Origin of the sequence: Pseudofrankia coriaricola (genome assembly GCF_032027725.1) — a bacterium.
In the GTDB taxonomy this organism is placed as follows: Bacteria; Actinomycetota; Actinomycetes; order Frankiales; family Frankiaceae; genus Pseudofrankia.
This window is the reverse complement of sequence record NZ_JASNFO010000019.1, coordinates 38,746-64,633: the sequence shown is the minus strand read 5'-3', so window position 1 is coordinate 64,633 and position 25,888 is coordinate 38,746. Positions and strand designations below refer to the sequence as shown.

Annotated in this window: 19 protein-coding genes; 9 read left to right on the top strand and 10 right to left on the bottom strand. The window is 71.6% G+C overall.

Annotation, left to right across the window (positions count from 1 at the left end):
* Nucleotides 1–8 precede the first annotated feature (8 nt).
* Both QOZ89_RS11820 and QOZ89_RS11815 read right to left on the bottom strand, forming a co-directional pair.
* Nucleotides 9–965 carry a TetR/AcrR family transcriptional regulator gene (locus QOZ89_RS11820; protein WP_071046635.1) on the bottom strand — a complete coding sequence of 319 codons (957 nt, stop codon included), beginning with the start codon at nucleotides 963–965 and terminating at the stop codon, nucleotides 9–11.
* A gap of 369 nt (nucleotides 966–1,334) precedes the next feature.
* On the bottom strand, nucleotides 1,335–2,522 hold the full coding sequence (locus tag QOZ89_RS11815; RefSeq protein WP_071046634.1) for a Kelch repeat-containing protein: 1,188 nt from the start codon (nucleotides 2,520–2,522) through the stop codon (nucleotides 1,335–1,337).
* A gap of 394 nt (nucleotides 2,523–2,916) precedes the next feature.
* On the opposite strand from QOZ89_RS11815, the gene QOZ89_RS11810 reads away from it, so the two are divergent.
* Nucleotides 2,917–3,639: a DUF732 domain-containing protein gene (locus QOZ89_RS11810; protein WP_071046633.1), complete on the top strand. Its 723-nt coding sequence runs from the start codon at nucleotides 2,917–2,919 to the stop codon at nucleotides 3,637–3,639.
* Between the two features lie 28 nt (nucleotides 3,640–3,667).
* On the opposite strand, the gene QOZ89_RS11805 is transcribed toward QOZ89_RS11810, so the two are convergent.
* A complete protein-coding gene (locus QOZ89_RS11805) occupies nucleotides 3,668–4,609 on the bottom strand; it encodes a hypothetical protein (protein ID WP_071046632.1) in 942 nt (313 codons plus the stop codon).
* 686 nt (nucleotides 4,610–5,295) lie between these two features.
* Here QOZ89_RS11805 and QOZ89_RS11800 point away from each other — a divergent pair.
* Entirely contained in the window at nucleotides 5,296–6,714 is a 1,419-nt protein-coding gene (locus QOZ89_RS11800) for a CoA transferase (protein ID WP_241841464.1), read from the top strand.
* The gene (locus QOZ89_RS11795; RefSeq protein WP_312623756.1) at nucleotides 6,711–7,748 is read left to right on the top strand and encodes a hotdog family protein; all 1,038 of its coding nucleotides are present in this window, start codon (nucleotides 6,711–6,713) and stop codon (nucleotides 7,746–7,748) included. Before QOZ89_RS11800 ends, QOZ89_RS11795 begins: the two co-directional genes overlap by 4 nt.
* Nucleotides 7,749–8,207: 459 nt before the next feature.
* On the opposite strand, the gene QOZ89_RS11790 is transcribed toward QOZ89_RS11795, so the two are convergent.
* Nucleotides 8,208–9,176, bottom strand: a complete 969-nt coding sequence (locus QOZ89_RS11790; RefSeq protein WP_312623755.1) for an NAD-dependent epimerase/dehydratase family protein — start codon at nucleotides 9,174–9,176, stop codon at nucleotides 8,208–8,210.
* Between the two features lie 778 nt (nucleotides 9,177–9,954).
* Here QOZ89_RS11790 and QOZ89_RS11785 point away from each other — a divergent pair.
* Complete coding sequence (locus QOZ89_RS11785) at nucleotides 9,955–10,461, top strand: nuclear transport factor 2 family protein (RefSeq protein WP_083418077.1); 507 nt, start codon at nucleotides 9,955–9,957, stop codon at nucleotides 10,459–10,461.
* Between the two features lie 180 nt (nucleotides 10,462–10,641).
* Here QOZ89_RS11785 and QOZ89_RS11780 read toward each other — a convergent pair whose 3' ends face one another.
* The 4 genes from QOZ89_RS11780 to QOZ89_RS11765 all read right to left on the bottom strand — a co-directional run bounded on the left by QOZ89_RS11780 (nucleotide 10,642) and on the right by QOZ89_RS11765 (nucleotide 16,028).
* Complete coding sequence (locus tag QOZ89_RS11780; protein WP_071046629.1) at nucleotides 10,642–11,352, bottom strand: ABC transporter ATP-binding protein; 711 nt, start codon at nucleotides 11,350–11,352, stop codon at nucleotides 10,642–10,644.
* Nucleotides 11,339–13,585 carry a branched-chain amino acid ABC transporter ATP-binding protein/permease gene (locus tag QOZ89_RS11775; protein ID WP_312623754.1) on the bottom strand — a complete coding sequence of 749 codons (2,247 nt, stop codon included), beginning with the start codon at nucleotides 13,583–13,585 and terminating at the stop codon, nucleotides 11,339–11,341. The genes QOZ89_RS11780 and QOZ89_RS11775 overlap by 14 nt, the downstream gene beginning before the upstream one ends.
* A complete protein-coding gene (locus QOZ89_RS11770; protein WP_071046627.1) occupies nucleotides 13,578–14,453 on the bottom strand; it encodes a branched-chain amino acid ABC transporter permease in 876 nt (291 codons plus the stop codon). Before QOZ89_RS11770 ends, QOZ89_RS11775 begins: the two co-directional genes overlap by 8 nt.
* A gap of 228 nt (nucleotides 14,454–14,681) precedes the next feature.
* On the bottom strand, nucleotides 14,682–16,028 hold the full coding sequence (locus QOZ89_RS11765) for an ABC transporter substrate-binding protein (RefSeq protein ID WP_157910421.1): 1,347 nt from the start codon (nucleotides 16,026–16,028) through the stop codon (nucleotides 14,682–14,684).
* Between the two features lie 509 nt (nucleotides 16,029–16,537).
* Here QOZ89_RS11765 and kstD point away from each other — a divergent pair.
* Both kstD and QOZ89_RS11755 read left to right on the top strand, forming a co-directional pair.
* Nucleotides 16,538–18,352 carry a 3-oxosteroid 1-dehydrogenase gene (gene kstD / locus QOZ89_RS11760; protein WP_312623753.1) on the top strand — a complete coding sequence of 605 codons (1,815 nt, stop codon included), beginning with the start codon at nucleotides 16,538–16,540 and terminating at the stop codon, nucleotides 18,350–18,352.
* A gap of 172 nt (nucleotides 18,353–18,524) precedes the next feature.
* The gene (locus tag QOZ89_RS11755) at nucleotides 18,525–20,543 is read left to right on the top strand and encodes a phosphocholine-specific phospholipase C (protein ID WP_312623751.1); all 2,019 of its coding nucleotides are present in this window, start codon (nucleotides 18,525–18,527) and stop codon (nucleotides 20,541–20,543) included.
* A gap of 186 nt (nucleotides 20,544–20,729) precedes the next feature.
* On the opposite strand, the gene QOZ89_RS11750 is transcribed toward QOZ89_RS11755, so the two are convergent.
* Nucleotides 20,730–21,431 carry a response regulator transcription factor gene (locus QOZ89_RS11750; RefSeq protein ID WP_071046624.1) on the bottom strand — a complete coding sequence of 234 codons (702 nt, stop codon included), beginning with the start codon at nucleotides 21,429–21,431 and terminating at the stop codon, nucleotides 20,730–20,732.
* A complete protein-coding gene (locus QOZ89_RS11745) occupies nucleotides 21,428–22,693 on the bottom strand; it encodes a sensor histidine kinase (RefSeq protein ID WP_071046623.1) in 1,266 nt (421 codons plus the stop codon). The genes QOZ89_RS11750 and QOZ89_RS11745 overlap by 4 nt, the downstream gene beginning before the upstream one ends.
* A gap of 420 nt (nucleotides 22,694–23,113) precedes the next feature.
* Between QOZ89_RS11745 and QOZ89_RS11740 the strand changes: the two genes are divergently transcribed.
* Genes QOZ89_RS11740 through QOZ89_RS11730 form a run of 3 tightly spaced genes read left to right on the top strand, consistent with a single transcriptional unit; the run spans nucleotide 23,114 to nucleotide 25,864 of the window.
* Nucleotides 23,114–23,593 (top strand): DUF6220 domain-containing protein, encoded by a 480-nt coding sequence (locus tag QOZ89_RS11740; protein ID WP_312623750.1) that lies wholly within the window; start codon nucleotides 23,114–23,116, stop codon nucleotides 23,591–23,593.
* Entirely contained in the window at nucleotides 23,590–25,581 is a 1,992-nt protein-coding gene (locus QOZ89_RS11735; RefSeq protein WP_071046621.1) for a multicopper oxidase family protein, read from the top strand. The genes QOZ89_RS11740 and QOZ89_RS11735 overlap by 4 nt, the downstream gene beginning before the upstream one ends.
* On the top strand, nucleotides 25,571–25,864 hold the full coding sequence (locus tag QOZ89_RS11730; RefSeq protein ID WP_071046620.1) for a hypothetical protein: 294 nt from the start codon (nucleotides 25,571–25,573) through the stop codon (nucleotides 25,862–25,864). The genes QOZ89_RS11735 and QOZ89_RS11730 overlap by 11 nt, the downstream gene beginning before the upstream one ends.
* Nucleotides 25,865–25,888: the final 24 nt, after the last annotated feature.

Here is a 25,888-nt window from a genome sequence, read left to right as displayed (position 1 = left end):
CGGCCGGCCTAGCCTTCGGCGGGGTTGCCGCCGGCCGGGCCGCCGACGCCCAGGCCGGCCGGTGGGCCGGTGGGCTGGGCGGCCGTAGGCACCGAGGTCGGGCCACAGGCCGCGCCGGCCGGGGCGGGCCGTACCGGCTCCGGCCGTTCGGACGTGGGATGAGTGGAGTCAGCAGGGACGAGCTGGTCGATGCAGTACTCGACCATCGCGAGCATTTCGTCGAGATCGTGGCCGCCGCGGGTGAACCAGCCGCGCACACCGACCTGCACGGCGGCCAGGAACGCCGCGGCGGTCAGCTGGGGGCGCAGGTCGATGCCACGGCCCGGCACGCGGCCGGTCTGCGGTGGGAAACGGGGGGCGATCGCCGCGGCGAGCCGGTCGCCGAGGCGCATCATCCGCTGCAGCATCGCGGCGCTCACCGCGGGCGCGGCGTCGGCGATGAGCAGGTGCTCGACGTAGCCGCGGAACGCCGCCGGGTGCGGCGCCATCGTGGCCCAGGCGTCCAGCGAGGCTGAGCGCAGCGCCGCGAGCGGCGGCTCGTGGGCCGGGCGGCGCGCGAGCGCCGCGAGCGCCAGCTCGCCGACCTCGTCGAGCGGGGCGAGTGCGACCTCCTCCTTGGTGGCGAAGTACCGGAAGAAGGTGCGCACCGAGACCTCGGCGCTGACCGCGATCGCCTCGATCGTGGTCGCGTCGTAGCCGTACTGGGCGAACAGCGCGTGCGCGGTGTCGACGATCGTGCGGCGGGTGCGCAGCTTCTTGCGCTCCCGCAGCCCGGCCGGGACCCCTTCGTCCAGGTCCCCGGGTTCGCCGGTAGATACCGCGCCGCCCGCGGGCTGCCCCCGCTCGGCGGGTGACGCCGCGGTCTGCCGCCCGACCGGGCGGATCACCGGGGTTCCCGCGGCCGGGGCGGTCAGGCCGGCCAGCAGGCGACGCGCCGCGGTGCCCTTCGAGGTGCCCGTCGCCATGCGTCCTCCCCCAGGAGGGTGGCTCGCCGCTGGACGGCCGCCACCTTGTCTGAGGAGATCGTATGACAGGAAATGGCAGATGGCACCAACTGCCACTTTTTTGACAGTCCTTGCGCGCGAGGTGAATCGGCCAGCGTCACCACCGCTACCTCATGCTCCTGTGGTGAAGCATGCGGTAGCAGTTTGGATGGAGAACTGTGGCTTCGTCGCTTTCTGTGTGTTGATCAGATGTATACGCTACGACGCCGCGGCGTTACAGCGTGACGGTCGGCTCGCGAGTAGGCCCCCTCCCCGACACGGGAGGGGGCGTGGGCCGGTGGGCGCCGGCCGGGGAGGAGCCGCGCCGGCCGGGCGGCCGGCGCGGCCGGGTCACTTCGGCATGAGCTGGGTGACCGCGTTGGAGACCTTGCCCTTGACCTCGCCACCGGCGAGGTAGGCCTTGTCGCCGGTGGCCGCGGCCGCCGCGTTCTGGACGCCGTCCGGCAGGTCGCCGGCGTCGGTGACCGAGTTGTCGCTCGGGTCAAACTTGTAGATCTTCGGAGACGCCTGGCCGCCCGCCTGGCCGCCCGCCAGGTAGGTGGTGCCGTTGACGGTGAAGGCCGAGGCGCCCTTAAGGTCCTGGGGCAGCTTGCCGACGGTCGAGGTCTTGCCGGTCGACGGGTCGAACTGCTGGATCGCGTCCGTCGCGCCGTTGTCGGACTCGCCGCCGAAGACGGTGACCTTCTGGTCGGAACCGGAGCCGATGGTCGCGACGGCCGCGTTGCGCACCGGGGTCTCCAGCTTGCCGACGTTCTGGAACGTCTTGCCGTCGCTGGTAGCCAGGATGCCGCTCTGGATCTTGCTGCCGTCGTCGCCGCCGACCAGGTAGGTCTTGCCGTTCGCCGTGGCGGCGCCGTGGTTCTCCCGCGGCGCGGGCAGCTTGCCGACCTCCTGGCTGGTGCCGTTCGAGAACGTCTGGACGACGTCGGTGACGCCGCCAGCCCCCGAACCGCTGGTGTTGCCGCCGAAGACGGTAGGTGTTCCGTTCACGACCGCGGCGCTGGCGTTCGTCACCGGCTTGGACAGCGTGCCGGCGGAGGTCGCCGTGCCCGCGTCCGGGTCGATGGCGGTCACCTGGTTGGCGGCCTTGCCATTGGTGTCCTTGCCGCCCATCACCAGCACCTTGCCGTTGTCCGAGACGGCGCTGGCTTCGGTGACCGCGGTAGGCAGGGTGAACGGCGCGTTCGAGGCGGTCAGCGCGCCGGCACCAGGGCTCGCCGTGCCGGAGGGGCTCGCCGTGCCGGAGGGTGAAGCGGTGCCGGTGGGTGAAGCAGTGCCGGTGGGCGTGCCGGTGCCGCCGGGGGAGGCCGTCCCGGTCTCGGCGGGGAACATGGTCGTCGGTGTGCCCGGGCCGCCCGTCATGAAGGTCTGGGCGGAGGCGCCAGGCTGGCCGTCACCACATCCGGACACCAGCGCGGCCGCGAGCACGCAGCTGGCGACGCCCGCGGCGGCGGTCGTCGCACGGGTCGCCGGCCCGCGTCGGGGCCGGCGGGGCGATGATCCGTTACGTCTGTCCACCTCGGCATCCTCACTCAGGGTGACGACGCAGACGAGTCGACCATGACCGAGCGGAGGAGGCCGCGAGCCGCGAGCCGCGCGGCGGCTGGCCGGTGGCGGGCGGCGGGCGGTAGGGCTGATCGGTGTGACTGGTGGCCGGGACGTGACGACCGCCGGGCGTCCGCCGGCATGGCCGAGCAGTTCCCGCGGCGTTGTCCACGCCGTTGACGCCCCGCGTCGATGGTCATGATCATCATCGGCGGCGTCCTTCAGCCGACACCGATCAGCGGGCGCCGCCTGATAGGTCCATGATGGTGGCGTCTAATGCCCGATTCGTTCCCCGGCCTGGCGCCCGCGCTGCGTTCTTCTCCTACCGCGGCCGCCCGGGTTTCGGAGCGCTGCAGGAAGGACGGCGATGCGGCCGTTGGGGCTGGCGGCGCGGACCGCCACCGGGGTGCTCGTCGGCATGCTGGCGCTGGCGGTCGCCGGCTGCTCGCCGAGCCTGAAGGACGACATCCCACCACAGATGACCGCGAGCCCGGCGTCGACGCCGCCTCCCTCGGCGGGCACGGCGGCCCCCCAGCCGACGGCGAGCGCCTCGTTGCCGCCCGGTGACAAGGCATACCTGGCCCAGCTCGCCCGGACGCTGCCCGACCTGGACGCCGAGGAGCAGTGGAAGATCGACCAGGCGACCTGGACCTGCACGCTGCTCGACGCCGGGATGACACTGCGCGGGGCGGCGACCACGTCGGCGCAGGTCTCCGATGACAGGCTGACCGTCGGGGACGCGGCGATCCTCGCCAAGGCGGCGGTGCCGAACTACTGCCCCAACCACACCGCCGAGCTGGCCACCGACGGCAACGCGCCGCTCGACAGGACCCTCGACGCCTACGCCCAGGGCGCCTGCTTCTGGCTCGACTACGCCCGCGAGCTCAATGACGGCGGCAAGCAGGTCGGCGACATCGACCTCGCGTACGCGGTGTACATCGCGGGCGTCGAGGCCAAGCGGTCGATGCCGCTGGACTTCCGCAGCGCCTGGCTCGCCATGACCAGCGACATCAGCACCGCGCAGGGCCTCTCCGAGCGGCGCACCCTGTGCGAGCAACACGGCTGGGGCGGCGCCGGGCAGCCCGCCTAGGCCGGTCACGTGACGGACGCCCGAGAAGCTAGTCCAGGGGGGATGCGGAGAGGTCGGTCTCCGTGGCGTGGAAGATGGGGGTGGATGACGCCGCGCGGAGGGTGCGGCCGGTCGGGCCGGTGGCGATGGTGGGCAGGCCGGGGTCGTAGGCGGCGAGCCGCCGGGGCCAGCCGTCGGCGGTGACCGTCATCAGCAGCCGCCGGGTGGCCGGCCGGTTCCACAGCGCCGCGAGGCCGTCGCCGAGCTCCTCGTAGCCCTCGCGCCGCCAGGCCTCCTCCAGGAGGACGGCGAACGACGAGTACAGCATCGCCTGGCGGATCTCGGCCGCCGCGATCTCGGGCGGCAGCTCGTGGTGGCCGCGGATGCCGGCGCTCACCGCGGCCTTCTCCGCGTTCCCGGCGTCGGTCAGCGCGAGCCTGCGGGCCTCGTCGACATAGGTCGGGACCGCGCCGAGTGAGGTGCTCACCCAGCGGTAGCGCCCGACGACCGACCACTCCAGTCCGCTCGCCAGGTCGTACTCGGGCGAGGTGGCGAGCCAGCCGCGGATCAGCTCGGCGCGCCGGCCGAGCGAGCGGTTGAGGTTGTCGTGCTGGCTGTACTCGCGCAGTTGGCGGGTGATGCCGGCGAGCTCGTGGAACAGCTCCGCGTCGGTCGGGGCCGGCTCGGTCAGATAGCGCAGCCGGCCCATCATCGTCAGCAGCGCCTCGGCGTCGGCGGTGTCCGACGAGCCGCGCCGTGCCTCCCGCCAGGCCTCCGTGACCCGCCGGTGCATCGCGCTGACCATGCCCGGGCTCGCGAGTGGCGGCATCGAGGCGCGCAGGTCCCGGTCGCGCCGGCGCCACTCGTCGAGGTCGATCCGGCCGTCGTAAGCAGCGCGTGACAGGCCGCCGATCTCGTCGATCAGGGGGACGGGCCATCCGAACAAATAGGCCGGCGGGGCCTTGATGAGTTCGCGAATGTCATCATCCACGCGTCTCAGGATGAACCGTCCTCTTGTCGCACCCGACGCCGGGGCGATCGACATGCCCGTCGGCAGTCAGCCCGCGCTCGGCCGGTCACCCACGGGTGGTCGGCGGGCACAGGATTACCGTTCCTGACCGGCCGGCCGGGCCTCCTCACCACCGGGTCGAGTAGGTACCGGAGGTCGAATAGGTACTGAAGACAGCGGCCTGTCGTGGCCGATACGGGCCTTCCACGCGGGCCAGGCGCCCGACGGCGGGCGTGGCCCCGGTGTCATGACGGCGCATCGGCGCCGCATCAACTCAACGCAGCCACCAAGGCGGCCCGGGCCTGGACGGCCCGGTCGTGTGCATGGGCCGGAACCCCCCTCGGTCGGGCGCCTGGCACCCCGGACCTGCCGGATCGGCTTCGCCGATCCGGCAGGAACCCCGCGCGGGTGCCTCGAAACCCGCCATACGATTCGTCCCGCCTGCCGTTCCACCTGCGGTGTCGTCACCGCCAGCCGTGGGCGGCGCCTCCGTGAGCTGAGGAGCCCGACGTGCCCACCGTCGTAAGACCTGACCACCCGTCAGCAGCCGCCGTCGCGACTGTCGCGCCAGCCGCCGCCGGAGCCGGCGCTTCGGCGGCCGCCTCGGCTGTCGCTGTCGCTGTCATCGCCGTGACTCCCGGCGCGGCCGCCGCCCCCGGGCGGGCCGCATGATCGCGGCGGCGGGCGCGCGCCCACTGGAGGGGCTGCACATCGTCGAGTGCGCGAGCTTCGTCGCCGGGCCGACCGGCGGGATGACGCTCGCCCAGCTCGGCGCCGACGTGGTCCGCATCGACCCTGTCGGCGGCGGCAGCGACTACCGGCGCTGGCCGGTGGCGCCGACGGGGGAGAGCTACTACTGGCACTCGTTGAACAAGGGCAAGCGCTCCGTTGCGCTGGACATGCGCTCCGCCGAGGGGCGCGAGATCGTTACCGCGCTGATCACCGCGCCGGGGCCGGACCGCGGCATCCTCATCGACAATGTCGTCGGCCGCCGCTGGATGGCGAGCGACCTCCTCACCGCCCGCCGGCCGGACCTGATCCACCTGCGCGTCCAGGGCTACCCGGACGGCAAGCCGGCCGTCGACTACACCGTCAACGCCGAGGTCGGCCTGCCCGGCATCACCGGCACCGAGGAGGGCGGCGCGCCGGTCAACCACGTGCTGCCCGCCTGGGACCTCGTCACCGGCCTGTCCGTGTCGACCGGTGTGCTCGCGGCGCTGCACGCCCGGTCACGCACCGGCGAGGGCGCGTACATCGAGCTGGCCCTCTCGGACGTCGCGCTCGCCGGCGTGGCCAACATGGGCTGGCTGTCGGAGGCCGCCGCCAGCGGTCACGAGCGGCCGCGGCACGGTAACCACGTCTACGGCAGCTTCGGCGTCGACTTCGCCTGCCGCGACGGCCAGCGGGTCATGGTCGTGGCGCTGACCGAGGGGCAGTGGGCGGCGCTGTGCTCCGTCACCGGCACCGGCGCGGTCTTCGCCGCGCTGGAGACGGCCCTGGACGCTGATCTCACGCTGGAGGACGAGCGTTACCGGCTGCGCGAGACGATCGCCGCCGTGCTGCGGCCCTGGTTCGCGGCCCGGGACTCCAAGCAGGTCGCCGACGAGCTCGACGCGGCCCGGGTCCTGTGGGGCCGTTACCGGGGGATGACCGAGGTCGTCGCCGCGCACGCCCGCGGGGTGCACCCGGTGCTCGCCCACGTGCTGGTGCCGGCGGACGACGCGCCGCGGCGCGAGGTGCCGTCGCAGGGCCTGCCGGCGATCACCGCGCGCTCGCCGATGCGCTGGGACGGCGCCTACGGCGCCCCCGGCGAGGCTCCCCGGCTCGGTGAGGACACCGCCGCCGTGCTCGCCGAGGTACTCGGGATGAACGACGCCGAGATCGGTGGGCTCGTCCAGAAGGGCGTCATCGCCGCCACCGACGGCGCGGGCGGCGGGAACGGGAAGGGCCGCGAGAGCGGCGCTGGCCGCGCTGGCGGCCAGGCGGCGCGCGCCCCCAAGGCCGGCGCGGCGGGCGCGGGTGCGGACGCCGCGGGCGTCAGCACGGCGAGCGCGGACGCGGCGACGACCGGCGGGGAGGGCCGATGACGACCGGGGCGGCTCTGGGCACCCTGGTCGCCGAGGGGCCGTACTTCGACGAGCTGACGGTCGGTCAGGTGTTCCGCTCGGCGCCGGGGGTGACGCTGACCAGCGGGCTGGCCGACGCGCACCGGGCGATCGTCGGCGGCCGGCTCGCGCTCGCGCTGGACGCGGCGCTGTGCGCGGACGTCACCGGCACCGCCGCGGCCGTGCCGCCGCTCGTCCCGCCGAACGTCGTCTGGGATGTCGCCATCGGCCAGTCCACGGTGGTCACCCACCACGTCAAGGCCAACCTGTTCTACCGGGGGCTGGTGTTCCGGCGCACGCCCCGGATCGGCGACACCCTGCGCACCGCCACCGAGGTCGTGGCGCTGCGGCAGAACAAGTCGCGTCCCGGCCGTCGTCCGACGGGTCTCGCGGTCCTGCGGATCACGACCGTCGACCAGCACGGCCGCGGCGTGCTCGACTTCTGGCGCTGCGCGATGCTGCCGCTGCGCGACCCGGACCGGGTCACCGGCCATTGCGACGATACCGACACCGTCGGTGCCCAGCCGACCTCGGCCGAGCTCGCCGCGGTCGTCAACGGCTGGGACCTCGGGCCCTTCGCCGGGCAGGTCGCCGGCCCGCGGTTCGCGGACCTCGCCGTCGGGCAGGGCTGGCGCATCGGCGGCGGCGACGTCGTCTCCAGCGCCCCGGAGCTGGCCCGGCTCACCCTCAACGTCGCCCAGGTGCACCACGACAGCGCCGCCGCCGGCGGTCGCCGCCTCGTCTACGGCGGCCACACCATCGGCATCGCGTTCGCCCAGGTGACCCGTGCCCTGCCGTCCCTGGTCACAGTCGCCGGCTGGGAGGGCTGCGACCACACCGGGCCGGTCCACGAGGGCGACACGCTGCGCGGCGAGGTCACCGTCGAGGCCGTCACCCCGCTCGCGGCCGGCGGCGGGCTGGCCCGGCTGCGATGCCTCGTCCGTGCCGACGCCGACACCCCGGGTGTCCCCGCCCGCGACGTCCTCGACTGGCGTTTCTTCGCGGTCTTCCCCTGATACCGGCTGATACCAGTCGCCGGAGAAGCGGCGTGGCCGCCGTTCCCTGCACCTTGTTCGGCGGACCAGGGCTGGACGATTCCGTGGGCCTGAGGTGGTGGTCATGGCGGAAGGCGGATAACCTGCCGGAAGAAGATGTCCGCTCGTGCTTCAGGCTGGTCTGGAGGAACGGTGGGAAAATCCGTTCGACGGGCGATCCGCGGAGCTTGTGAATATCTTGCCGCCGTTGTGTCGACCGTGCTTTATCACGGCCGACCCGGGTCGTATTCCGGAATGCATGCGCGATACGGGCGGGACAGGCAGGTGCTGCCGTCGGCGCGAGTTCCCGCTGGCGGCCCGGTGGATTTGGTGATGCCGCGTCCTGAAACGGACGAGCTGACCCACACCTGAGCAAGGCGACCTCGAGAAATGCGGGAACGGGGGAGCGCGGGAGCGGGGGGTGCCTCCGCGGTGGTGAACTCAGAGGCCGGTCTCGACGATGGTCCGGCGAATGCCCTCCGCCAGCGGGGTGGGAAGCCAGCCGAGCTCCTTCTGCGCCTTGGACGAGTCGGGCGTGGCGTTCCACAGCAGGTACTGGAGCTGGCAGTGGGCGATCGGCGGCGGCCTGCGGGTGATCCTGGCGACAGCCTCACCCGCCGCGGCCATCACCGTCATGACCGGTGCGGGGATGGTGGCGACCGGTGCTCGGCCCCGGCCGGCGACCTCGACCACGGTCCGCGTGAGGCGCGCGACGGTCGCGTGCTCATCGCAGAAGATATACCGTTCACCGGGCCGTCCGTATTCGGCGGCAAGAAGGTGCCCTTGCGCCAGTCCTTCGGTGAACACCACTCCGAACCCACCAGGGGGGACGGCGGGGAGCAACCCGCGGAGTACCGGGCGGAACATCTGGGTCTCCAAGGAGGCGTACCCGGTCGGGCCCAGCCCGTAGACCGTCGCAGAATTGGCGAAGACGACCTCCATGTGGCCGGATGCCGCGAGCACCGCCTTTTCGGCCCGCTGCTTCGAACGCTGATAGGGCGTTCCCTTGTCCTTGACCGCGAGGTTCGTCTCGTCGAAGAGGCCATCCCGCGGCGCGTCGAACACGTTGATCGTGCTGGTGTGCACCATGCGGGCCACCTTGGCCGCGGCGGCCGCCTGGGCGAGGTTCGCCGATCCCTGGACGTTGACCCGGTCGAACAGCGCGGGATCCGCCAGCCACTGTTCGGGCACGCCCATGGCGTTGTACACGAGCTCGCGGTCGGCGCAGGCCTCCGCCAGCGCGGGCGGGTCCAGGACGTCCCCGGAAACCAGCTCGATCCCGGGAGGAAACGCCGTGCTGGCCCGGGCGACATCCCGGACGAGCGCGCGCACCTCGTGACCGGCCGCCAACGCGGCCCTTGCCACGGCGCCGCCGACCTTGCCCGTGGCTCCGGTTACCAATACTCGCACCCCGACGACTCTATAGCGGGATCAGTCGAACGCGCTCAGCAGAGGCGACGCCCCGCTCGTTCCTGCCACGGTTTCGGATTCCGACCGGTCTCTGTCGCGACGTCTGCCGCACCATAGGAGCGGAATAGCGCATGTTTGTGGTCTCCGGCCAGTGTGTGACACCGTGCCCGTGTCCGTGCCGATGCCCGCGGCCGTGGTCGGATGATGGGTGACTTGGCGGGCAGGAATTCGGCGCCCGCCGACGGGATGCCGCCTGATATGGGGCTGCCCGCGTGCGGCCGAACGCCTCTGTATACCTGCCCGACAGCCACCGGCGACCGAACGACACGCTTCTTCGAGCAATGCACCGGCCGGTCTGGCGAGCGCCTACGGCAACGGCTACCGTGGCTGCCGAGCAGCTCCAGCGAGATCGGTTCGCGATAAGAGCGCGGGACGCCGTCGGGTAACGGTGTCCCGTTCTCACTACCGGTCGTCACGCCGTGGTTCCGGTCGCCTGACGGAGATCGGGACCTCTTCCGGTAGTCGCTTCGACCGGTCGCCCTGGCGCGCTCGGCGCCGGCCACCCCGACGAGCGGGCCGGCGAGGGTCTTTGCGGCCGGTACCTGATCACAGCCGGCCCGGGCGGGCAGCCGTGGCAAATGCGGCCCGGCTGTATGACTGTTCACAGTCGACCCGCGCGACCGCCGTGCCGGCCCGTGCCCCGGGCGAGCCGACCGTCGACGAGGCCGTGCCGTATGGTCCCGACCATCAATCGTTACCGATTACAGCGGGAGAAACCATGGACATCCATACACTCGGCGAGATCGAGCAGATCAAGCAGCTCAAGGCCCGTTACCTGAGACTCGCGGACGAGAAGAAATGGGACGAGTGGGCCGACGTCTTCACCGATGACTTCTGTGGATGGCTCGGCGACGTCCCCGAGGAGGAGTTCAACAGCCGCGACGAATTCATCGCCTTCATCCGCCGGGCGATCGGGGCCGCGGTCACTGTTCACCACGGCCATATGCCGGAGATCGAGGTCGTAGGTCCCGGCAAGGCCCGCGGGATCTGGGCGATGTACGACTACGTGAAGTTCGTCAGCCCGGAGGGGGATCTCGAGCTGGACGGCTACGGGCACTACCACGAGGAGTACCGGAAGTGCGATGACGGTCAGTGGCGGATCTCCTCGCTGCGTCTCACCCGCGTCCTGGGGATGGTCGAGCAGTTGCAGAGGAAGCTGCCGGGACCGGTCATCCCGGCCACCCGGGACGCGGCCAGCAGGCAGGAGGGACTCGTCCGCTCCTGAGGACGGAACCCGGCAGGCCCGGCAGGCCCGGCAGGTCCTCGCCGGTCGGAGCGGAGGTCCGATCCGCATACCCAGTCAGCGATCTTCGGGCGCCTGGCGACCGGGAAGCCGTACTGATCGCGGACTGGGTATGCACAAAGCGGAAAGGAGGGGCCTGAGGCGTCGGCCCGGTGGGTTCGCTCAGGTGAGGTAGGCGGCGACGAGCTTGGGGGTGCCGCGCAGGCCGGCGGCGGTGCCGGCGAGCGCGAGCCGGCCGGAACGCAGGACGTAGGCCCGGTCGCACAGCTCGAAGGCCCGGGCGGAGTCCTGCTCGACGAGCAGCAGCGGCACGCGCTCCCGGATCCGGGCGAGCGCCGCGTAGACCGCGTCGACGACCGTGGGGGCCAGGCCCAGCGACGGCTCGTCGAGCAGCAGCACCCGGGGCATGCCCATCAGCGCCCGGCCGATCGCGACCATCTGCGCCTCGCCGCCGGACAGCGCCCAGCCGGGCCGGTCGCGCAGCGCGGCGAGCATCGGGAACAGGTCGTAGACCTCGTCGAGCAGCGCCCGCCCGGCCCGCCGCCCGCCGCCGCGGCGGCCCCTGGCGCTGCCCGCGACCAGCAGGTTCTCGTGCACGGTCAGCGTCGAGAACACCCGCCGCCCCTCGGGGACGTGCAGCAGGCCGAGGCGGGCGACCTGGTCGGCGCCGCGGCGGCCGAGCGGCCGGCCGTCGAGGCGGACCGTCCCGCTGGTCGCCGCCACCAGCCGGGAGATCGCGGCCAGCGTCGAGGTCTTGCCGGCGCCGTTCGCGCCCAGCAGTGCCACGGCCTCACCGGGACGGACCTCGAGATCAAGGCCGACGACGGCGGCGACCGGGCCGTGGTGGACGGTGAGCCCCTCAACTCGCAGCATGGGCGCTCCCTGTTCCCGGTGTGGCCGGGCCGGCCCGCCGGACGGGCGCCGCGCGGCCGAGATATGCCTCGACGACCCGGTCGTCCGCCCAGACGGTGGCGGGGTCGCCGTCGGCGACGACCTCGCCGAGCCGCAGGACGACGAGGCGGTCGCAGACCTCGCCGAGCAGGGCGAGCTTGTGCTCGACGACGACCAGCGCGACCCCGGCGGCGCGCAGCTCCCGCAGCAGGCCGGCCAGCCACGCCGTCTCCGCCTCGTTCAGCCCGGCGGCCGGCTCGTCCAGCAGCACCACCCGGGGCTCGGCCACGAGCACCCGGGCGAGCTCCAGTCGCCGTCGCCAGCCGTAGGCGAGCTGGTCGGCCGGCGTGTCCGCGAGTGCCGCGAGGCCCACCCGGGCCAGGGCCGCCCTGGCCTGTCCGGCGCGGGCCCGCTCGGCCCGCAGCATCGCGAGGCGGCGGGTGAGCGCGCTCCCGAGGCCGCACAGGCGCCGGTCCGCGACCGCGAGCATAACGTTCTCCACGCAGGTCAGGCCGTCGACGACCTGCGGGGTCTGGAAGGTGCGCCCGACCCCGGCCGCGCGGACCCGGTCCGGGCTTCGCCAGGCGACCGGCTCGCCGCCGACCGACAGTCCGCCGGCCGCCGGGACGAGCCCGGTCAGGGCGTTGAGCAGGGTCGACTTGCCGGAGCCGTTCGGCCCGACGAGCCCGACGATCTCCCCCGGCCGCACCTCGAGCCCGGCCCCGGCGACGGCCCGCACCCCGCCGAACCGGACATCGACGTCCCGGGCCGCCAGCGCGGCCGCGACCGGTGCCTGATCCCGGGCGGCGGCGGTGGGAGCCGGGACCGGTGGCGGCCCGGACGGCTGGGCAGGTCCCGTCAGGTCCGCCGGGTCGGCTGGGTCCGTCGAGTTCGCCGGGCCCGCCGGGCCCACCGGGCCCACCGAGTCCGCCGGGCCCACCGAGTCCGCCGGGTCCATCGAGTCCGCCGGGTCTGGCGGGTCCGCCGGGCCGTCCGTCGCCACGTCGAGAGCGCGGGTCGTGGCGCCGCCGCGGCCGCGGCGGCGGGCATGGGCGCGCGCCGCCTGGGTGAGCCGGCCGGCCACCCCGATGAGACCGTCGGGCACGGCGATGATGATGACGACGAGCAGCGCGCCGTAGACGAGGTCCTGGTAACGGCCGACGAAGCGGAGCCGCTCCGGGACCTGGACGACGAACAGGGCACCGACCAGCGGCCCCCACATCGACCCCATCCCGCCGAACAGCAGCGCCAGGAAGAGGTTGATCGCCAGCTGCAGCGAGAACGTCTCCGGGAAGATCGCCGCCGACCGGTGCGCGAGCAGCGCGCCGGCCGCTCCGGCGAACGCGGAGCCGGCGGTGAACAGCAGCACCCGTCGCCGCGCGACCGACACCCCGGACATCGTCGCGACGACCGGGTTGTCCCGTACCGCGATCGCCTCGCGCCGCAGCGGCGAGCGTTCCACCAGCGCGACGATGACGAGCGCGATCGCGAGCGCCGCGACCAGCAGCGGCAGGAGCTGCCCGTCGGTCGCGAACGTGTGGCCGAAGACCTTCGGCCGGGCGATGTTGAGCCGCTCACCGCCCTGGCCGCCGACCGCCGACCACTGACGGAAGACGACGGTGACCAGGTAGCCGATGGCGAGCGTCGCGATCGCGTAGGCGAACTTCTCCGTGCGGCTGATCAGCAGCGCCAGCGCGGCGGCGACCAGAGCGGACACGACGACGGCGGCGCCGAGGCCCGCGAGGAACCCGGCGTGGATCGCCACGGCCACCGACGTGTACCCGCCGATCGCCATGAACGCGGCCTGCGAGAACGCGAACTGGCCGGACAGGCCGAAGACCAGGTAGAAGCCGAGCGTCGAGACGGCCAGCACGCACCAGGCGCCGAGCAGGCCGTAGCCGTACTGCCCACGGGTCAGCGCCCCGGCGAGGGTGGTCGCGGCGATGACCGCGGCGACGATGGCCAGCTGGTGCTGTCGGTACGGCACCGGCAGCCCGCCGCCGGCCCCGGCGGAGCCGGCACCCCCAGAGGCGATGGCCTCGGCCGTGGTACCGGCGACCCCGGTGAAGCCGGCACCCCCGGACGCGGCACCCCCGGACGCGGCACCCCCGGACGCGGCGGCCTCGGCCGTGGTGGCGGCGTCCGGGGCGGCGGCCCCGGATACGGCGGCGGTGGCCGGGCTCGCGGCCGCGGACGCGGTGGTCGGCTCAGACACGGCGGCCCACCTGCTCTCCGAACAGGCCGCGAGGCCGGATCGCCAGCACCGCGAGCATCAGGACGAAGGGGTAGGCCTCCCGGTAGTCGGGGGCGACGTAACGGCCGACGACGTACTGGGCGAACCCGATCGCGACCGCGCCGAGCAGCACCGCCCCGATCCGGCCGAGCCCGACGAGCACGGCCGCGGCGAACGCGAACAGCATCGGGCCGAAGCCGAGATCGACGGTCAGCGCCTGCGTCGGGGCGACGAGCACCCCGGCAAGGCCCGCGAGCGCGGCCGACAGGCCGAAGGCGAGCATCGAGGTGCGCGTGACCCGCACGCCGACGAGCGAGGCCGCCGCCCGGTCGGCGGCCAGCGCCCGCACCGAACGGCCGAACGGCGTGTGGCCGACGAGCAGCAGGATCGCCGTGACGACCACGACCGTCGTCGCGATGACCAGCAGGTTCTGGTACGGGACGCGGGCACCGGCGAGCTGCCAGACGTCGCCGTGGAACGGGTCTGGGGCGAACTTGGGACTGGTGTCCTGCCAGATCGCGATCGTCGCGCGGATGACCAGCGCGGCGCCGAGGGTCGCGATGACCACCGTGTGCTCCGAGCGGTGCCGGATCGGCGCGTAGGCGAACCGTTCCAGGACGATGCCGATCACGAACATGGCCACGACGGCGATCAGCCAACTGGACAGCAGCGTCAGCTCCAGGTCGTGGTACGCCCAGTAGGAGATGTAGGCGCCCAGGGTGACCAGGTCACCCTGGGCGAAGTTGACGACCCCGGTTGCCCGGTAGATCAACAGGAAGCCGAGCGCGATCAGCGCGATGACGGACCCCTGCGTCAGCGCACTCGCGACAGCCGTGACGAACCCGCTCACCGTCGCCGCCTCTCCCTTTCTCCCTCGGCGTTCTTCTCCGCCTCGTCCTGCTTCGGTCACGTTCGCCCCGGGGCGGCTCACTACCCGCCGATGGCCGGCCGGCCGCGATCGCGCCTGGTCGGGGGTGGGGCGCCGGCCGGCGGCGTCGCCCCGCTGGCGGGCCGGGCGCGCCGCCGGCCGGCGAGGACACAAACAGGGCAGTGCCCGCCCGTGCCCGCGGGCGCCGGATCAGTCCGCGTAGACCTTCTGGGTCTTGAAGACGCCGTTCTGGTAACGGCCCATCACGACCTGGCTGATCAGGAAGCCGTCCTTGTTGGCGTAGCTCGCGCTACAGATGCCGGCGAAGCCGGACAGCGACTTCAGGCCGTCACGGATCGCCGCCGGGTCGGCGGAGCCGGCCTTCTCGATCACCTCGCGCAGGATGAGCACCGAATCGTAGAGCTCGGCGGACCCGTACGACGGCGTGTAGCCGTACTTCGCCTTGAAACGGTCGAACCAGGCGCCCACCTGCGGCCGGCTCGGGTCGTCCTGCGGATTGCAGTCGACGGCGCCGTAGACGTTGTCCAGCAGCGCCGGGTCGCCCACACCCGTCGCGAACGACGAGAAGCCGACGCTGCCAGGACCGATGTGCGGGACGTCGCGCAGGCCCTGCTGGGCGAACGTCTTCACGGTCAGCGCCAGCGTGTTCGGTGTGCCCCAGTCGATGACGGCCTGCGCACCGGCCTGCGCCATCGAGGACACCTCGCCGGTGAGGTCGGTGGCGTTGTAGGCGAAGCTCTTGTCCGACACCAGCGGGGTGCCGGCGAGGCCCGCCTTCACCCCGGTCTCGCCCTGCTGGCCGAACGCGGTGTCGACCCGCAGCAGGCCGAGCTTCTTCGCGCCCAGCACCGAGGTCGCGAACTCGGTGGCCCGCTGGGCGGAGGTGTCGTTGCGGGGCCGGGTGCCGAACATCCACGGGCTGCCGCTCGGCCCGTCGGTGGCCAGGCGCCCGTCGGTGGAGTTCTGCAGGATCGGGACGCCGGCCTGGTTGATCCGGGCGAGCAGCGCCAGCGCCGTCGTCGACGACACCGGGCCGAGCAGCGCGGTCGGCTTCTGCTCCAGCGCCAGGTTGAACGAGTTGTCGACGTCCTGCCCGGTGGGGGAGGTGTCGACCGCGGCGAACTCGACCGGGTGCCCGCCGATCCCGCCAACCGCGTTGATGTCCTCGACGGCCAGCCGGGCGCCGTCGTTGAAGTCGTTGATCGCGTTCGGGTCCTTGGAGTTCGTCTTGTCGCCGATCAGCGCGACCAGCTTCACCGGTGCCGGGAGCGTGAACTTCTTCGACGGCGCGATCGCCGCCGCGGTGCTCGCGGGGGAGGCGGACGACGCCGGGGCCAAGTCATCGCCCGCGGTGTCGCGCGAGCAGCCGACGGCGACGAGCAGCGTGGCCGCGGTCGCCAGCGAGACCGCCGCCAGGCGGCGTGCCCGTGGCGTGGGCCGTAAGGACGGCTCGGATCTGGTCGTGGACGGGCGTAACAGCCGCCCAGCCCAGCCCGCGGGCTGGGTTCGGCCGGTCGAGCGGCGGAGTTCTGACATGTCGCCTCCGAGCATCGGCGGTGAACCGAATATCCGGTTAGGCGGCGAATCTAGCGCCAATCTGATGCATCGTCAGGTTTTTCGCTCGGTGGCGGGTCCTGACCTGCGGTGACGTCGTCACGATGGCGCAGTTCGACGGGTCTCGGCCGACCACCGGTCCTCGCGGTGGCCCGTCGCCCGCCGTCGCCCGCGCCGACAGCGCGTCGGCACCGCCTGCCCCGATGTCGGTCGACGGGCGCCGAGCTGGTCATCGGGGTGGTCCTGTCGGTGGGGAAACGGCGATCGCGGTGAGCGACACTTCGAACGCTATCCGGCGTTGACAACGTAAACAAGCAAGCGCATGCTTGGTTTCCGCGATCGGAAGTCAGGGTCCTTCCACTCTCCGCATGGCGGTTCCGCTCGCTCCCCACGTCCTGTGCGCAGCTGTCATTTCTGCTTGCTCACCCGCGCGAAGCCGTGCCCACACCAGGTACCGGCGCAGACTTCGCCGACGCCGAAGGGACCTGTCGATGGACGCCGTTTCGGATCCCGACTTACCGTCGCCCCAGAACGCTCGCCGCCCCGCCCAGCACGCCGGCCTCAGCCGCCGCACGGCGCTGCGCGGCGCGGCCCTGGCCGGCGGCCTGCTAAGCACCGGCCTGTTCAGTGGCCTCGCGACTCCCGCGTTCGCCGCCACCGAGTACGACGTCGTGGTCGTCGGCTGCGGCGCCGCCGGGATGACGGCGGCGCTGCGGGCCGCGAAGCGCGGCCTCAGTACTGTCGTCATCGAGAAGGCGCCGACCTTCGGTGGTTCGGCGGCCCGGTCGGGCGCCGGGATCTGGATCCCGAACAACCAGGTGATTCTGGCGGCCGGGGTGCCCGACACTCCGGCGAAGGCGGCGGCCTATCTGGCGGCGGTGGTCGGCGGCGACGTACCCGCCGCCCGGCAGAGCGCCTTCCTCGGTAACGGCCCGGCGATGATCTCGTTCGTCCTCAACAACAGCCCGCTGCGTTTCCGCTGGATGGAAGGGTATTCCGACTACTACCCGGAGCTGTCCGGCGGGATGCCGAACGGCCGGTCCCTTGAACCGGCCATGTTCGACGGCAAGGTGCTGGGCGCGGAGCTCGCCCGGCTCAGTCCGTCGTACATTCCGGTGCCGGCCGGCCTGGTTATCTACAGTGCCGACTACAAGTGGCTCAACATCGCGGCCGTGAACGCGCGTGGAGCCGCGGTCGCGGCCGAGGCCGCCGCCAGGGGAGTCGCCGCGTTACTGGCCGGCCAGGTGCCGCTCACCATGGGCCAGGCGCTGGCCGGCGGGCTGCGGGCGGGTCTGGCGGCGGCGAACGTCCCGGTGCTGCTGAACACCCCGCTCGTGGACCTGGCCGTGGAAGGCGGGCGGGTGGTCGGTGCGGTCGCCACGCTGAGCGGGACCAACACCACGATCCGTGCACACCGTGGCGTGGTCGTCGCGGCCGGCGGCTTCGAGCACAACGCCAGCATGCGCGGCGAGTTCCAGGCGCAGCCGATAGGCACGAGCTGGACGGTCGGCGCCCGGGAGAACACCGGTGACGGCATCGAGGCAGGGGAGGAGATCGGCGCCGCGCTGGCGCTGATGGACGACTCCTGGTGGGGGCCGGCGATCCCCCTGCCCGACCAGGCCTACTTCTGCCTGGCCGAGCGGACGCTGCCAGGTTCGATCATCGTCAACCAGGCCGGGCAGCGGTTCGTCAACGAGGCGGCGCCGTACGGCGACGTCGTCCACGTGATGTACGAACGCAACGCGGCCTCGCCGTGTATCCCGGCCTGGATGATCGTCGACCAGAACTACCGGAACCGCTACCTGTTCAGAGACGTGGCGCCGCTGCTGCCGTTCCCGGACTCCTGGTACAACAGCGGCGCGGTGTTCAAGGCCTCGACGATCCAGGGCCTCGCCGCCAAGATCGGCGTCCCTGGTTCCGCGCTGGCGAGCACGGTCAGCCGGTTCAACGGCTTCGCGCTGCGGGGACGGGACACCGACTTCGGCCGCGGCAACAGCGCCTACGATCACTACTACACCGATCCCGGCGTGGTCCCGAACTCCTGCCTGGCCGCGCTGTGGCTGCCGCCGTTCTACGCATTCAAGATCGTGCCAGGTGACCTCGGCACCAAGGGCGGCATTGTGACCGACGCGTCGGCCCGGGTGCTCCGGACGAACGGGTCGGTCATACCGGGCCTCTATGCCGCGGGCAACTCCAGCGCCGCCGTGATGGGCCACAGCTACACCGGCTCGGGGGCGACGATCGGCCCGGCGATGACCTTCGGCTACGTCGCCGCCAACCATATCGCCGACAATCCGCCCGCCTGACCAGGCGGACACCTGGTCGTTGGTGCCAGGACCAGCGCGGACCGGGGCTGTCAGCGCACCCCGGTCCACGGCGGATGCACCTCAGCTCTTCGTTTGTTCGTCATCTCTCGGATGCCGGTTGTGGAGGGGGGCGCGCCAGTCTGGGGCCCCCAAACCTCGACAAGGAGCATCCGTGGTCGACATCGATCGCCGCAGGTTCCTGAGCCTGGCCGGCGGAGCGGCCGCTCTGGTCACGCTCGACCAGAGCATCGCGCGCGCCGCCGCGATCCCCGCGAACCGCCGGACCGGAACCATCAAGGACGTCGAGCACATCGTCGTCCTGATGCAGGAGAACCGGTCCTTCGATCACTACTTCGGCGCGCTGCGCGGCGTCCGCGGCTTCGGCGAGCCGCACCCCGCGGTCCTCCCGAGCGGCAAGCCGGTCTGGAACCAGCCGGGCGGCACGGGCGAGCTGCTCCCGTTCCATCCGGACGCCGCCGACCTCGGCGCGGCCTTCCTCACCGGTCTCCCGCACGCCTGGAGTGACGGTCACCAGGCGCTCAACAACGGCGTGTACGACCAGTGGGTGCCCGCCAAGGGCACGGCCACCATGGCCTACCTGCAGCGCCAGGACGCGGCCTTCCACTACGCGCTCGCGGACGCCTTCACCGTCTGCGACGCCTACTACTGCTCGTTCGTCGGCAACACCGACCCGAACCGCTACTACATGTGGACCGGCTGGACCGGCAACGATGGCAAGGGCGGCGGCCCGGTCCTCTACAACGACGAGCTCGGCTACGACTGGAAGACCTACCCGGAGCGCCTCGAGGCCGCCCACGTCAGCTGGAAGGTCTACCAGGACGAGGGGACCGGCCTCGACGCCGCGGGTTCCTGGGGCTGGACCAGCGACCCCTACATCGGCAACTACGGCGACACCTCGCTGCTCTACTTCAACACCTACCGCAACGCACAGCCCGGCAGCCCGCTCTACGAGAAGGCGCGCCGCGGCACCAAGGCCTCGGCGGGCCAGGGCTACTTCGAGTTGCTGCGCGCCGACGTCAAGGCCAACCGGCTCCCCAGCATCAGCTATGTCACCGCGCCCGAGGCCTTCAGCGAGCACTCGAACTGGCCGTCCAACTACGGCGCCTGGTACATCGCCAAGGTCCTCGACGCGCTCACCAGCAACCCCGACGTGTGGAGCAAGACGATCCTGCTCATCACGTACGACGAGAACGACGGCTTCTTCGACCACCTCGTCCCGCCGCACGTGAACAGCGAGCTGATCCCGGGCGCGAGCACCGTGCCGACGACGAACGAGGTCTACCGCGGCCCGCTCGGCAACGGCCACTTCGGCCTCGGGCCACGGGTCCCGATGTACGCCGTCTCACCCTGGAGCACCGGCGGCTGGGTGGCCTCGGAGACATTCGACCACACGTCGATCATCCGGCTCATGGAGCGGCGGTTCGGCGTCAAGGAGCCAAACATCACGCCGTGGCGCCGCGCGATCTGCGGCGACCTCACCTCGGCCTTCGACTTCTCGAAGGAGAAGGCGAACCCGCCGAAGCTCCCCGACACCAGCTCGTGGGCCCCGCGTGACCACGACCGGCACCCCACCTACTACCCGGCCGTGCCTGCGACCGGCGCGATGCCGCGGCAGGAGCGCGGCCAGCGGCCGGCCCGGCCGACGCCGTACGAACTCTCCGCCGAGGAGACGTCGAAGGCGGGCGCCGCCACGATCGCCGTCGAGTTCGACAACGACGGCGCGCTCGGCGCCCACTTCCAGGCCCGCCTGCTCGCCCCCGCCGGGGCGCCGTACAGCTACACCGTCGGCGCGGGCGACAAGCTCACGGCGAAGTGGCTGGTCAGCGGGAACTACGACATCCACGTCCACGGCCCCAACGGCTTCTTCCGGCGTTACGCCGGCAAGGCCGGCGCGGACAAGGCCTCCGTCTCGGTGCGCCGCTCGGGCAAGTCGTCTTCCCTGCAGGTGTCGATCGACGCGCCGAAGGGCGTCACCGTCGACGTGCGCAGTGCGTACGACAAGCAGGGCACGCACGGAACCGGCTCGAAGAAGGTCACGATCGACACCAGGGGCAGCGGTGGCTGGTATGACATCACCGTGTCCGTTCCCGGCACGCCGTGGGTGCGTGTCTTCGCCGGGCACCTCGAGGACGGCAAGCCGTCGGTGAGCGACCCGCAGCTGGGCGGCTGACGCGACGTCGCGGGGGGGGGGGGCCCCCCCCCCGCCCCCCCCCCCCCCCCCCCCCCCGACGGGGGAGGCCCGCAGCCGAACCCGACCGGCGCTCACCGAGATGCGCGCAAGCCTGGACGGTTTCCCACGGAGGCATGAACGGCCGGAGCGGCAGGACGGAGTCCCGCGAGGATCACCCACGCGCTGCTAACCGTGTTGCTGGGGGCTCACCAATCCCGTCTGGTAGGCGATGACAACCAGTTGCGCACGGTCGCGGGCGCCCAGCTTTCCCATCGCGTGACTGACGTGGGTGCGGGCGGTGGCAGGGCTGAGGAAGAGCACGGTACCGATCTCGTCGTTGTTCAGGCCCTGACCCACCAGAGCCAGTACTTCACGCTCACGTGGCGTCAGCACCGCCAGTCGGTCCTCGCTGGCCTTGTAGGCGGTCCGTGCCACGGTGAACTGGGCAATGAGGCGGCGGGTGATCCGCGGCGCCAGCAACGCCTCTCCAGCGGCGACGACACGGATGGCATGCAGGAGCTCGGCCGGCCCGGCGTCCTTGAGCAGGAAGCCGGACGCGCCGGCTTGTAGTGCCTCGAAGACGTACTCATCGGTTTCGTAGGTGGTCAGGATCAGCACGCGGACCCGCTGCAGCCCGACGGTCCGGGCGATCTGGCTGGTGGCCTGGATCCCGTCCACCTTGGGCATCCGGATGTCCATGAGTACGACGTCCGGTCGTGTGGCACGGGCCCGTTCCACGGCTTCGGCCCCGGTGGTGGCCTCTCCCACCACCTCGATATCGTCCTCGACGTCGAGCAGAACCTTGAACCCGGAGCGCACCAGCCACTCATCATCGGCGAGCAGCACCTTGATCGGAGCACTGCCGGGTGACGCGTTTGCTGTGCTCATAGATGCGCCGTTCCAGTAGGTGCTAGGGGCAGCCGTGCCTTGACCTCGAATCCGCCGTCAGGCAGGGCCGCGGCGGCCAGGTCGCCGCCGAGGAGCTGACAGCGTTCGCGCATTCCGAGGATGCCGCGGCCGGGCTCGGCCGGGTTGGCGGTGCCGTTGCTGGCCGCGGTTGTCGCGTGCAGGCCCGCGTGCAGGCCTATGCGGCCGTCAGCTGCATCGTGACGACCAGCCCCATTGGTCACGCGGACCTCCAAGGTATCGATCCCGTAGTCCAGCGCCACCGTCACCCGGGTCGGGCCGACGTGGCGGATCACGTTGGTGATCGACTCCTGCAGGATGCGGTAGGCGGCGCCGCTCACCGCGCTCGACGGTGGCGACGGTGGCGACGTCGCCTCGAGGCTGATATCGAGTCCGGCATCGCGCGCCTTCGCGGTGAGTTCGTCGATCTGCCCGAGACCGGGGTGCGGCGCCCGTCCCTCGTTGGAATCCCGCAGCACCCCGAGGATGGCCCGCATCTCCCACAACGCCCGGGAGCTCGTCTGCTCGATGGCTTCCAGCGTCTCGCGTGCCCGTTCCGGCCGCTTGTCGAGCACGTGCGCGGTGACACCGGCCTGGACGTTGATGATTGCGATGGCGTGAGCGACGGTGTCGTGGACTTCTCGGGCGATCCGGAGTCTCTCGGCGTCGACTCGGGCACGCGCTTCTTCCTCCCGGGTCCGTTCGGCCAATTCAGCTCGCTCCAATGCTTCGGCCGCGATGACCCGTCGGGATCGGACCGACTCGCCCAGGGCAGCGCTCATAATGCTCGCCCCGATCCTGAAGAACACCCATCCCATCGCGGCACGAGGTTCGATATCGGCTGCGGCAATCAGCCAACAGGCGGCCAACGCCGTGATCCCCACGCTGGCCGTCAACAGAGACCGGCGCCCGTCGCCGAGGGCGGTGAGCGTGTAGATGGCGACGAAGAGCCCGATCCAACCCGGACCGTCGGGAAAGTCGAGGGTGTAGTACGCCAGGCTGGCGAGCGCGACCGTGACGAACACCGCTACCGGCCAGCGGCGGCGCACGGCCACGACGGTGCCGCTGACGATCAACAGAACATAACCCAGGTGTCCGAGGTCGGTAAGTGGGCGCAGCACCGATTCAGGTTCCGTCGCTACCCGGCGGAGGGTTCCCTGGACCTGCATCACAGTGATGAAGAGCGCGAGGATCAGGTCCTGTGCCAGCGCGGGCAGACGGAACGACACGGCGCGGTCATGCATATCGCAATCATAGATACCCAGGCGACGACGGACGCGACTCCCCGTCAGACCCGCGGGCATCTACGACGAGGAGCGCGGTCAGGGCGAGATATCTACGTCGGAGCGCGTAGACGTCGCCATCCGTTGACGGAGGACTCCCCAACATCGTCGGTGCGACGATCGCTTCCGTGCAACCACCGACGGAGGCATCCACGATCGACGTGTCGTCGCTCAACGATCGCCGCGTCACGCGTTCCGCGTCACGGCCGGACCACTGTGCAGGCTGGCGAGCGTCGCATTTCGCCGACGGGGCTTCGTGCTACTCGCCTGGGTGCTGGCCCTCGGCATCGCCATCGGGCTCTCGTCGGCGTTCGGCGGCGACTTCGCCACCACCGTCTCGTTGCCGAGGCCGGATGCGTACCAACCTGAAGGGGCTCTCCCATGCGTAAAGTTTTCGCCGGACTGGCGGCGTTGTTGCTGCTCGCCGTCGTAGCGCAGTTCTTCCTGGCCGCCAGCGGCGCGTTCGACACCGCACCCAACGATGAGTCATTCCAACCCCACCGTGCCCTGGGGTACGGGATCGTTCTCTTCGCCGCGGTGTTGACGGTGTTCGCCGCGCTGGTCCGGATGCCCGGCCGGCTCATCGGCCTGTCCGGTCTGGTCGCGGGACTTGGGATCTTGCAGCCCGTGATCGCGGCCATCGCCAAGGCGTTCGGGGACACGGGAGACACCACGGCCGCTGGTCAGCTCGTGTTCGGCCTGCACGCGGTCAACGGGCTGGTCATCATCGCCGTGGTCGGCACCATCCTCCGGCAGGCGCGAGGGCTGTCGACGCCCGCGGCGCCCACCACCCGGGCCGGTGCGGGCGACGACGCTCCGGCTGCCGGGCCAGCGGCAGGCTCGACTCGCACAGCGTCATGACCACGGTCCAGTGGATCCTTCTGGACCATGTCGTAGCACTGCTGGGTGTCACCACTTGGTTCGGGACCGGTGTCACGGTGGCGCTTAGGCGCTATCGGCTCGCGTTCGGCCTCCTCATCGGGGCTGTCCTGGCGACGCTTGCCCGACTGGCCACCGTGGCGACGCTGTCCGGTCGGGGCTGGTGGTTCGTGCAGGAGAAGGTACTGCTGGGGCTTCCCATGCTCGGAGCCGCGGGACTGGCCGCCGTGCTCATCGCCGGGCCCCGGTTGCTCGCGGCGAGACGGACGCCGGGCGAGGGCCTGCCGGCAAGCAGCCTTGTCTCGCTGCTCACCGTCGGATACGCCGCGCTGGCCGGCCTGGTGGTGACCTTCCTCGCCGGATACCCCCTGACCTGGAGCGCCGCGCTGATCGCCGTCTCGCCCGTCTGCGCCGGCGCTCTACTGACCGCGCAAGTGGTCGCGACACCGGCCGTGGAGCGCACCGATGCCGATTCCTCGGACAGCACGCGAGCACCGGCAGCGCGACGTCGCTCGGGACTCTCCCGCCGTGGGTTCATTGGCGTGGCCAGTGGAGTGGCCGTGGTAGGAGCAGGGACGGCCGGTGTCGGCCTGCTGTTCAGGGCTCCCGAGGCCGCGGTCACCGGAGGTGGGCCGGGACGTGCCTCCGGGTCCCGGGCAACGGTCTCGGTGGCGGACCTGCGAGGCCCCGACGTACCGGCCCCGGGCGGCACCAGACGGCGACACACACTCACCGCCAAGACCGCCACGGTAGGCCTCGCGTCTGGACGCGACATCGACGCGTGGACCTACAGCGGCCAGGTGCCCGGTCCGGCAATCACCGCGACAGAAGGTGACCTGATCGAGGTAACGCTTCGCAACACCGACATCGAGGACGGCGTCACCCTGCATTGGCACGGCTACGACGTGCCATGTGGTGAGGACGGCGCGCCGGGCGCCACACAGCACGCGGTGACACCGGGCGACGACTTCATCTACCGGTTCCGTGCCGACCAGGTGGGGACCTACTGGTACCACACACACCAGGCATCGCACCCCAGCGTGCGCAAGGGGCTGTACGGGTCCCTCGTCGTGAGACCGCGAGAGGGACGGCAGGGGGAGGAACGGGAGCTGGACCTGACCCTGCCCGTGCACACCTTCGACGACACCGTGGTGATCGGGGACCAGGACAGGCGCACCGACCACACGGCCCGCCCCGGTGCGCCAGTGCGGCTGCGACTGATCAACACCGACTCGGATCCCCACTGGTTCGCGCTGGCCGGCACAACGTTTCGGGTGGCGGCCGCCGACGGCCGCGATCTCAATCAACCAGACGAGGTGCGTGAGGTCGGGCTACGCCTACCCGCGGGCGGACGGTACGACGTGGTCTTCGACATGCCGGACACACCGGTGGCGCTCGTACTCGACCACGACCACGACGTCGGCGTACTGCTGCGCCCGGCTGACCACGCAGGGGACGACCCCGCCGTGCCGGACACCTCCGGCTGGCCGGAGCTCGACCTGCTGCACTACGGCGCCCCCGCGGCCGTGCCGTTCGACGCCGACAAAGCCGACCGGCACTTCACGATCGTCCTGGACCGAGGTGTGGCCATGATCGACGGCCACCCGACCTATGCCCACACCGTCAACGGCCGCGGACATCCGTCGATCCCCGACCAGCTCGTCCGCGAGGGAGACCTCGTCCGGTTCACCGTGGTCAACCGGAGCCTCGAGACTCACCCCTGGCACCTGCACGGCCACACCGTGCTGATCCTCTCCAGGGACGGGACCCCCTCCTCCGGCAGCCCGGTGTGGGCGGACACCTTTGACGTCAGGCCGGGTGAGGTCTGGGAGGTGGCGTTCCAGGCCACCAACCCCGGGATCTGGATGAACCACTGCCACAACCTGCCCCATGCGAACCAGGGCATGATGCTGCGGCTCGTCTACGACGGCGTCAGCACACCCTTCGAAGACGCGAGCCATGCCCACTGACCCGCAGGTCGTTGCTCTCCGGTCCGAGGAGCCCTCGTCGGGTCTCGTCGACCGAGTGCAATATCGCAGCCGTAGCGTCGTCGATGCCGAACTGCGACGGCTGGCCCGCAAAGTCCCCACGTTGGATCGCGCAGACCTCGACGTCATCGATGCCGCCCTGGAGGAGCTGGCCGATTCCCTTGTCATAGCCCGGCTTCGCAGCGCGAACCCAGACACGGAGACGTTGCTGACGGAACTCTTCGGCTTTAACCCATTGCGCGTTCGGCTTGTCTCCTCCCCGTAACGAGGTGACCTGGACATCGTCTGC

Excerpts from the sequence above, each read along its gene's own strand:
- QOZ89_RS11820 (WP_071046635.1), bottom strand. The coding sequence starts at position 965 with ATGGCGACGGGCACCTCGAAGGGCACCGCGGCGCGTCGCCTGCTGGCC.
- QOZ89_RS11810 (WP_071046633.1), top strand. The coding sequence starts at position 2,917 with ATGCGGCCGTTGGGGCTGGCGGCGCGGACCGCCACCGGGGTGCTCGTC.
- QOZ89_RS11800 (WP_241841464.1), top strand. The coding sequence starts at position 5,296 with ATGATCGCGGCGGCGGGCGCGCGCCCACTGGAGGGGCTGCACATCGTC.
- QOZ89_RS11795 (WP_312623756.1), top strand. The coding sequence starts at position 6,711 with ATGACGACCGGGGCGGCTCTGGGCACCCTGGTCGCCGAGGGGCCGTAC.
- QOZ89_RS11785 (WP_083418077.1), top strand. The coding sequence starts at position 9,955 with ATGGACATCCATACACTCGGCGAGATCGAGCAGATCAAGCAGCTCAAG.
- QOZ89_RS11780 (WP_071046629.1), bottom strand. The coding sequence starts at position 11,352 with ATGCTGCGAGTTGAGGGGCTCACCGTCCACCACGGCCCGGTCGCCGCC.
- QOZ89_RS11765 (WP_157910421.1), bottom strand. The coding sequence starts at position 16,028 with ATGTCAGAACTCCGCCGCTCGACCGGCCGAACCCAGCCCGCGGGCTGG.
- kstD (WP_312623753.1), top strand. The coding sequence starts at position 16,538 with ATGGACGCCGTTTCGGATCCCGACTTACCGTCGCCCCAGAACGCTCGC.
- QOZ89_RS11750 (WP_071046624.1), bottom strand. The coding sequence starts at position 21,431 with ATGAGCACAGCAAACGCGTCACCCGGCAGTGCTCCGATCAAGGTGCTG.
- QOZ89_RS11745 (WP_071046623.1), bottom strand. The coding sequence starts at position 22,693 with ATGCATGACCGCGCCGTGTCGTTCCGTCTGCCCGCGCTGGCACAGGAC.
- QOZ89_RS11740 (WP_312623750.1), top strand. The coding sequence starts at position 23,114 with ATGCGTAAAGTTTTCGCCGGACTGGCGGCGTTGTTGCTGCTCGCCGTC.
- QOZ89_RS11735 (WP_071046621.1), top strand. The coding sequence starts at position 23,590 with ATGACCACGGTCCAGTGGATCCTTCTGGACCATGTCGTAGCACTGCTG.
- QOZ89_RS11730 (WP_071046620.1), top strand. The coding sequence starts at position 25,571 with ATGCCCACTGACCCGCAGGTCGTTGCTCTCCGGTCCGAGGAGCCCTCG.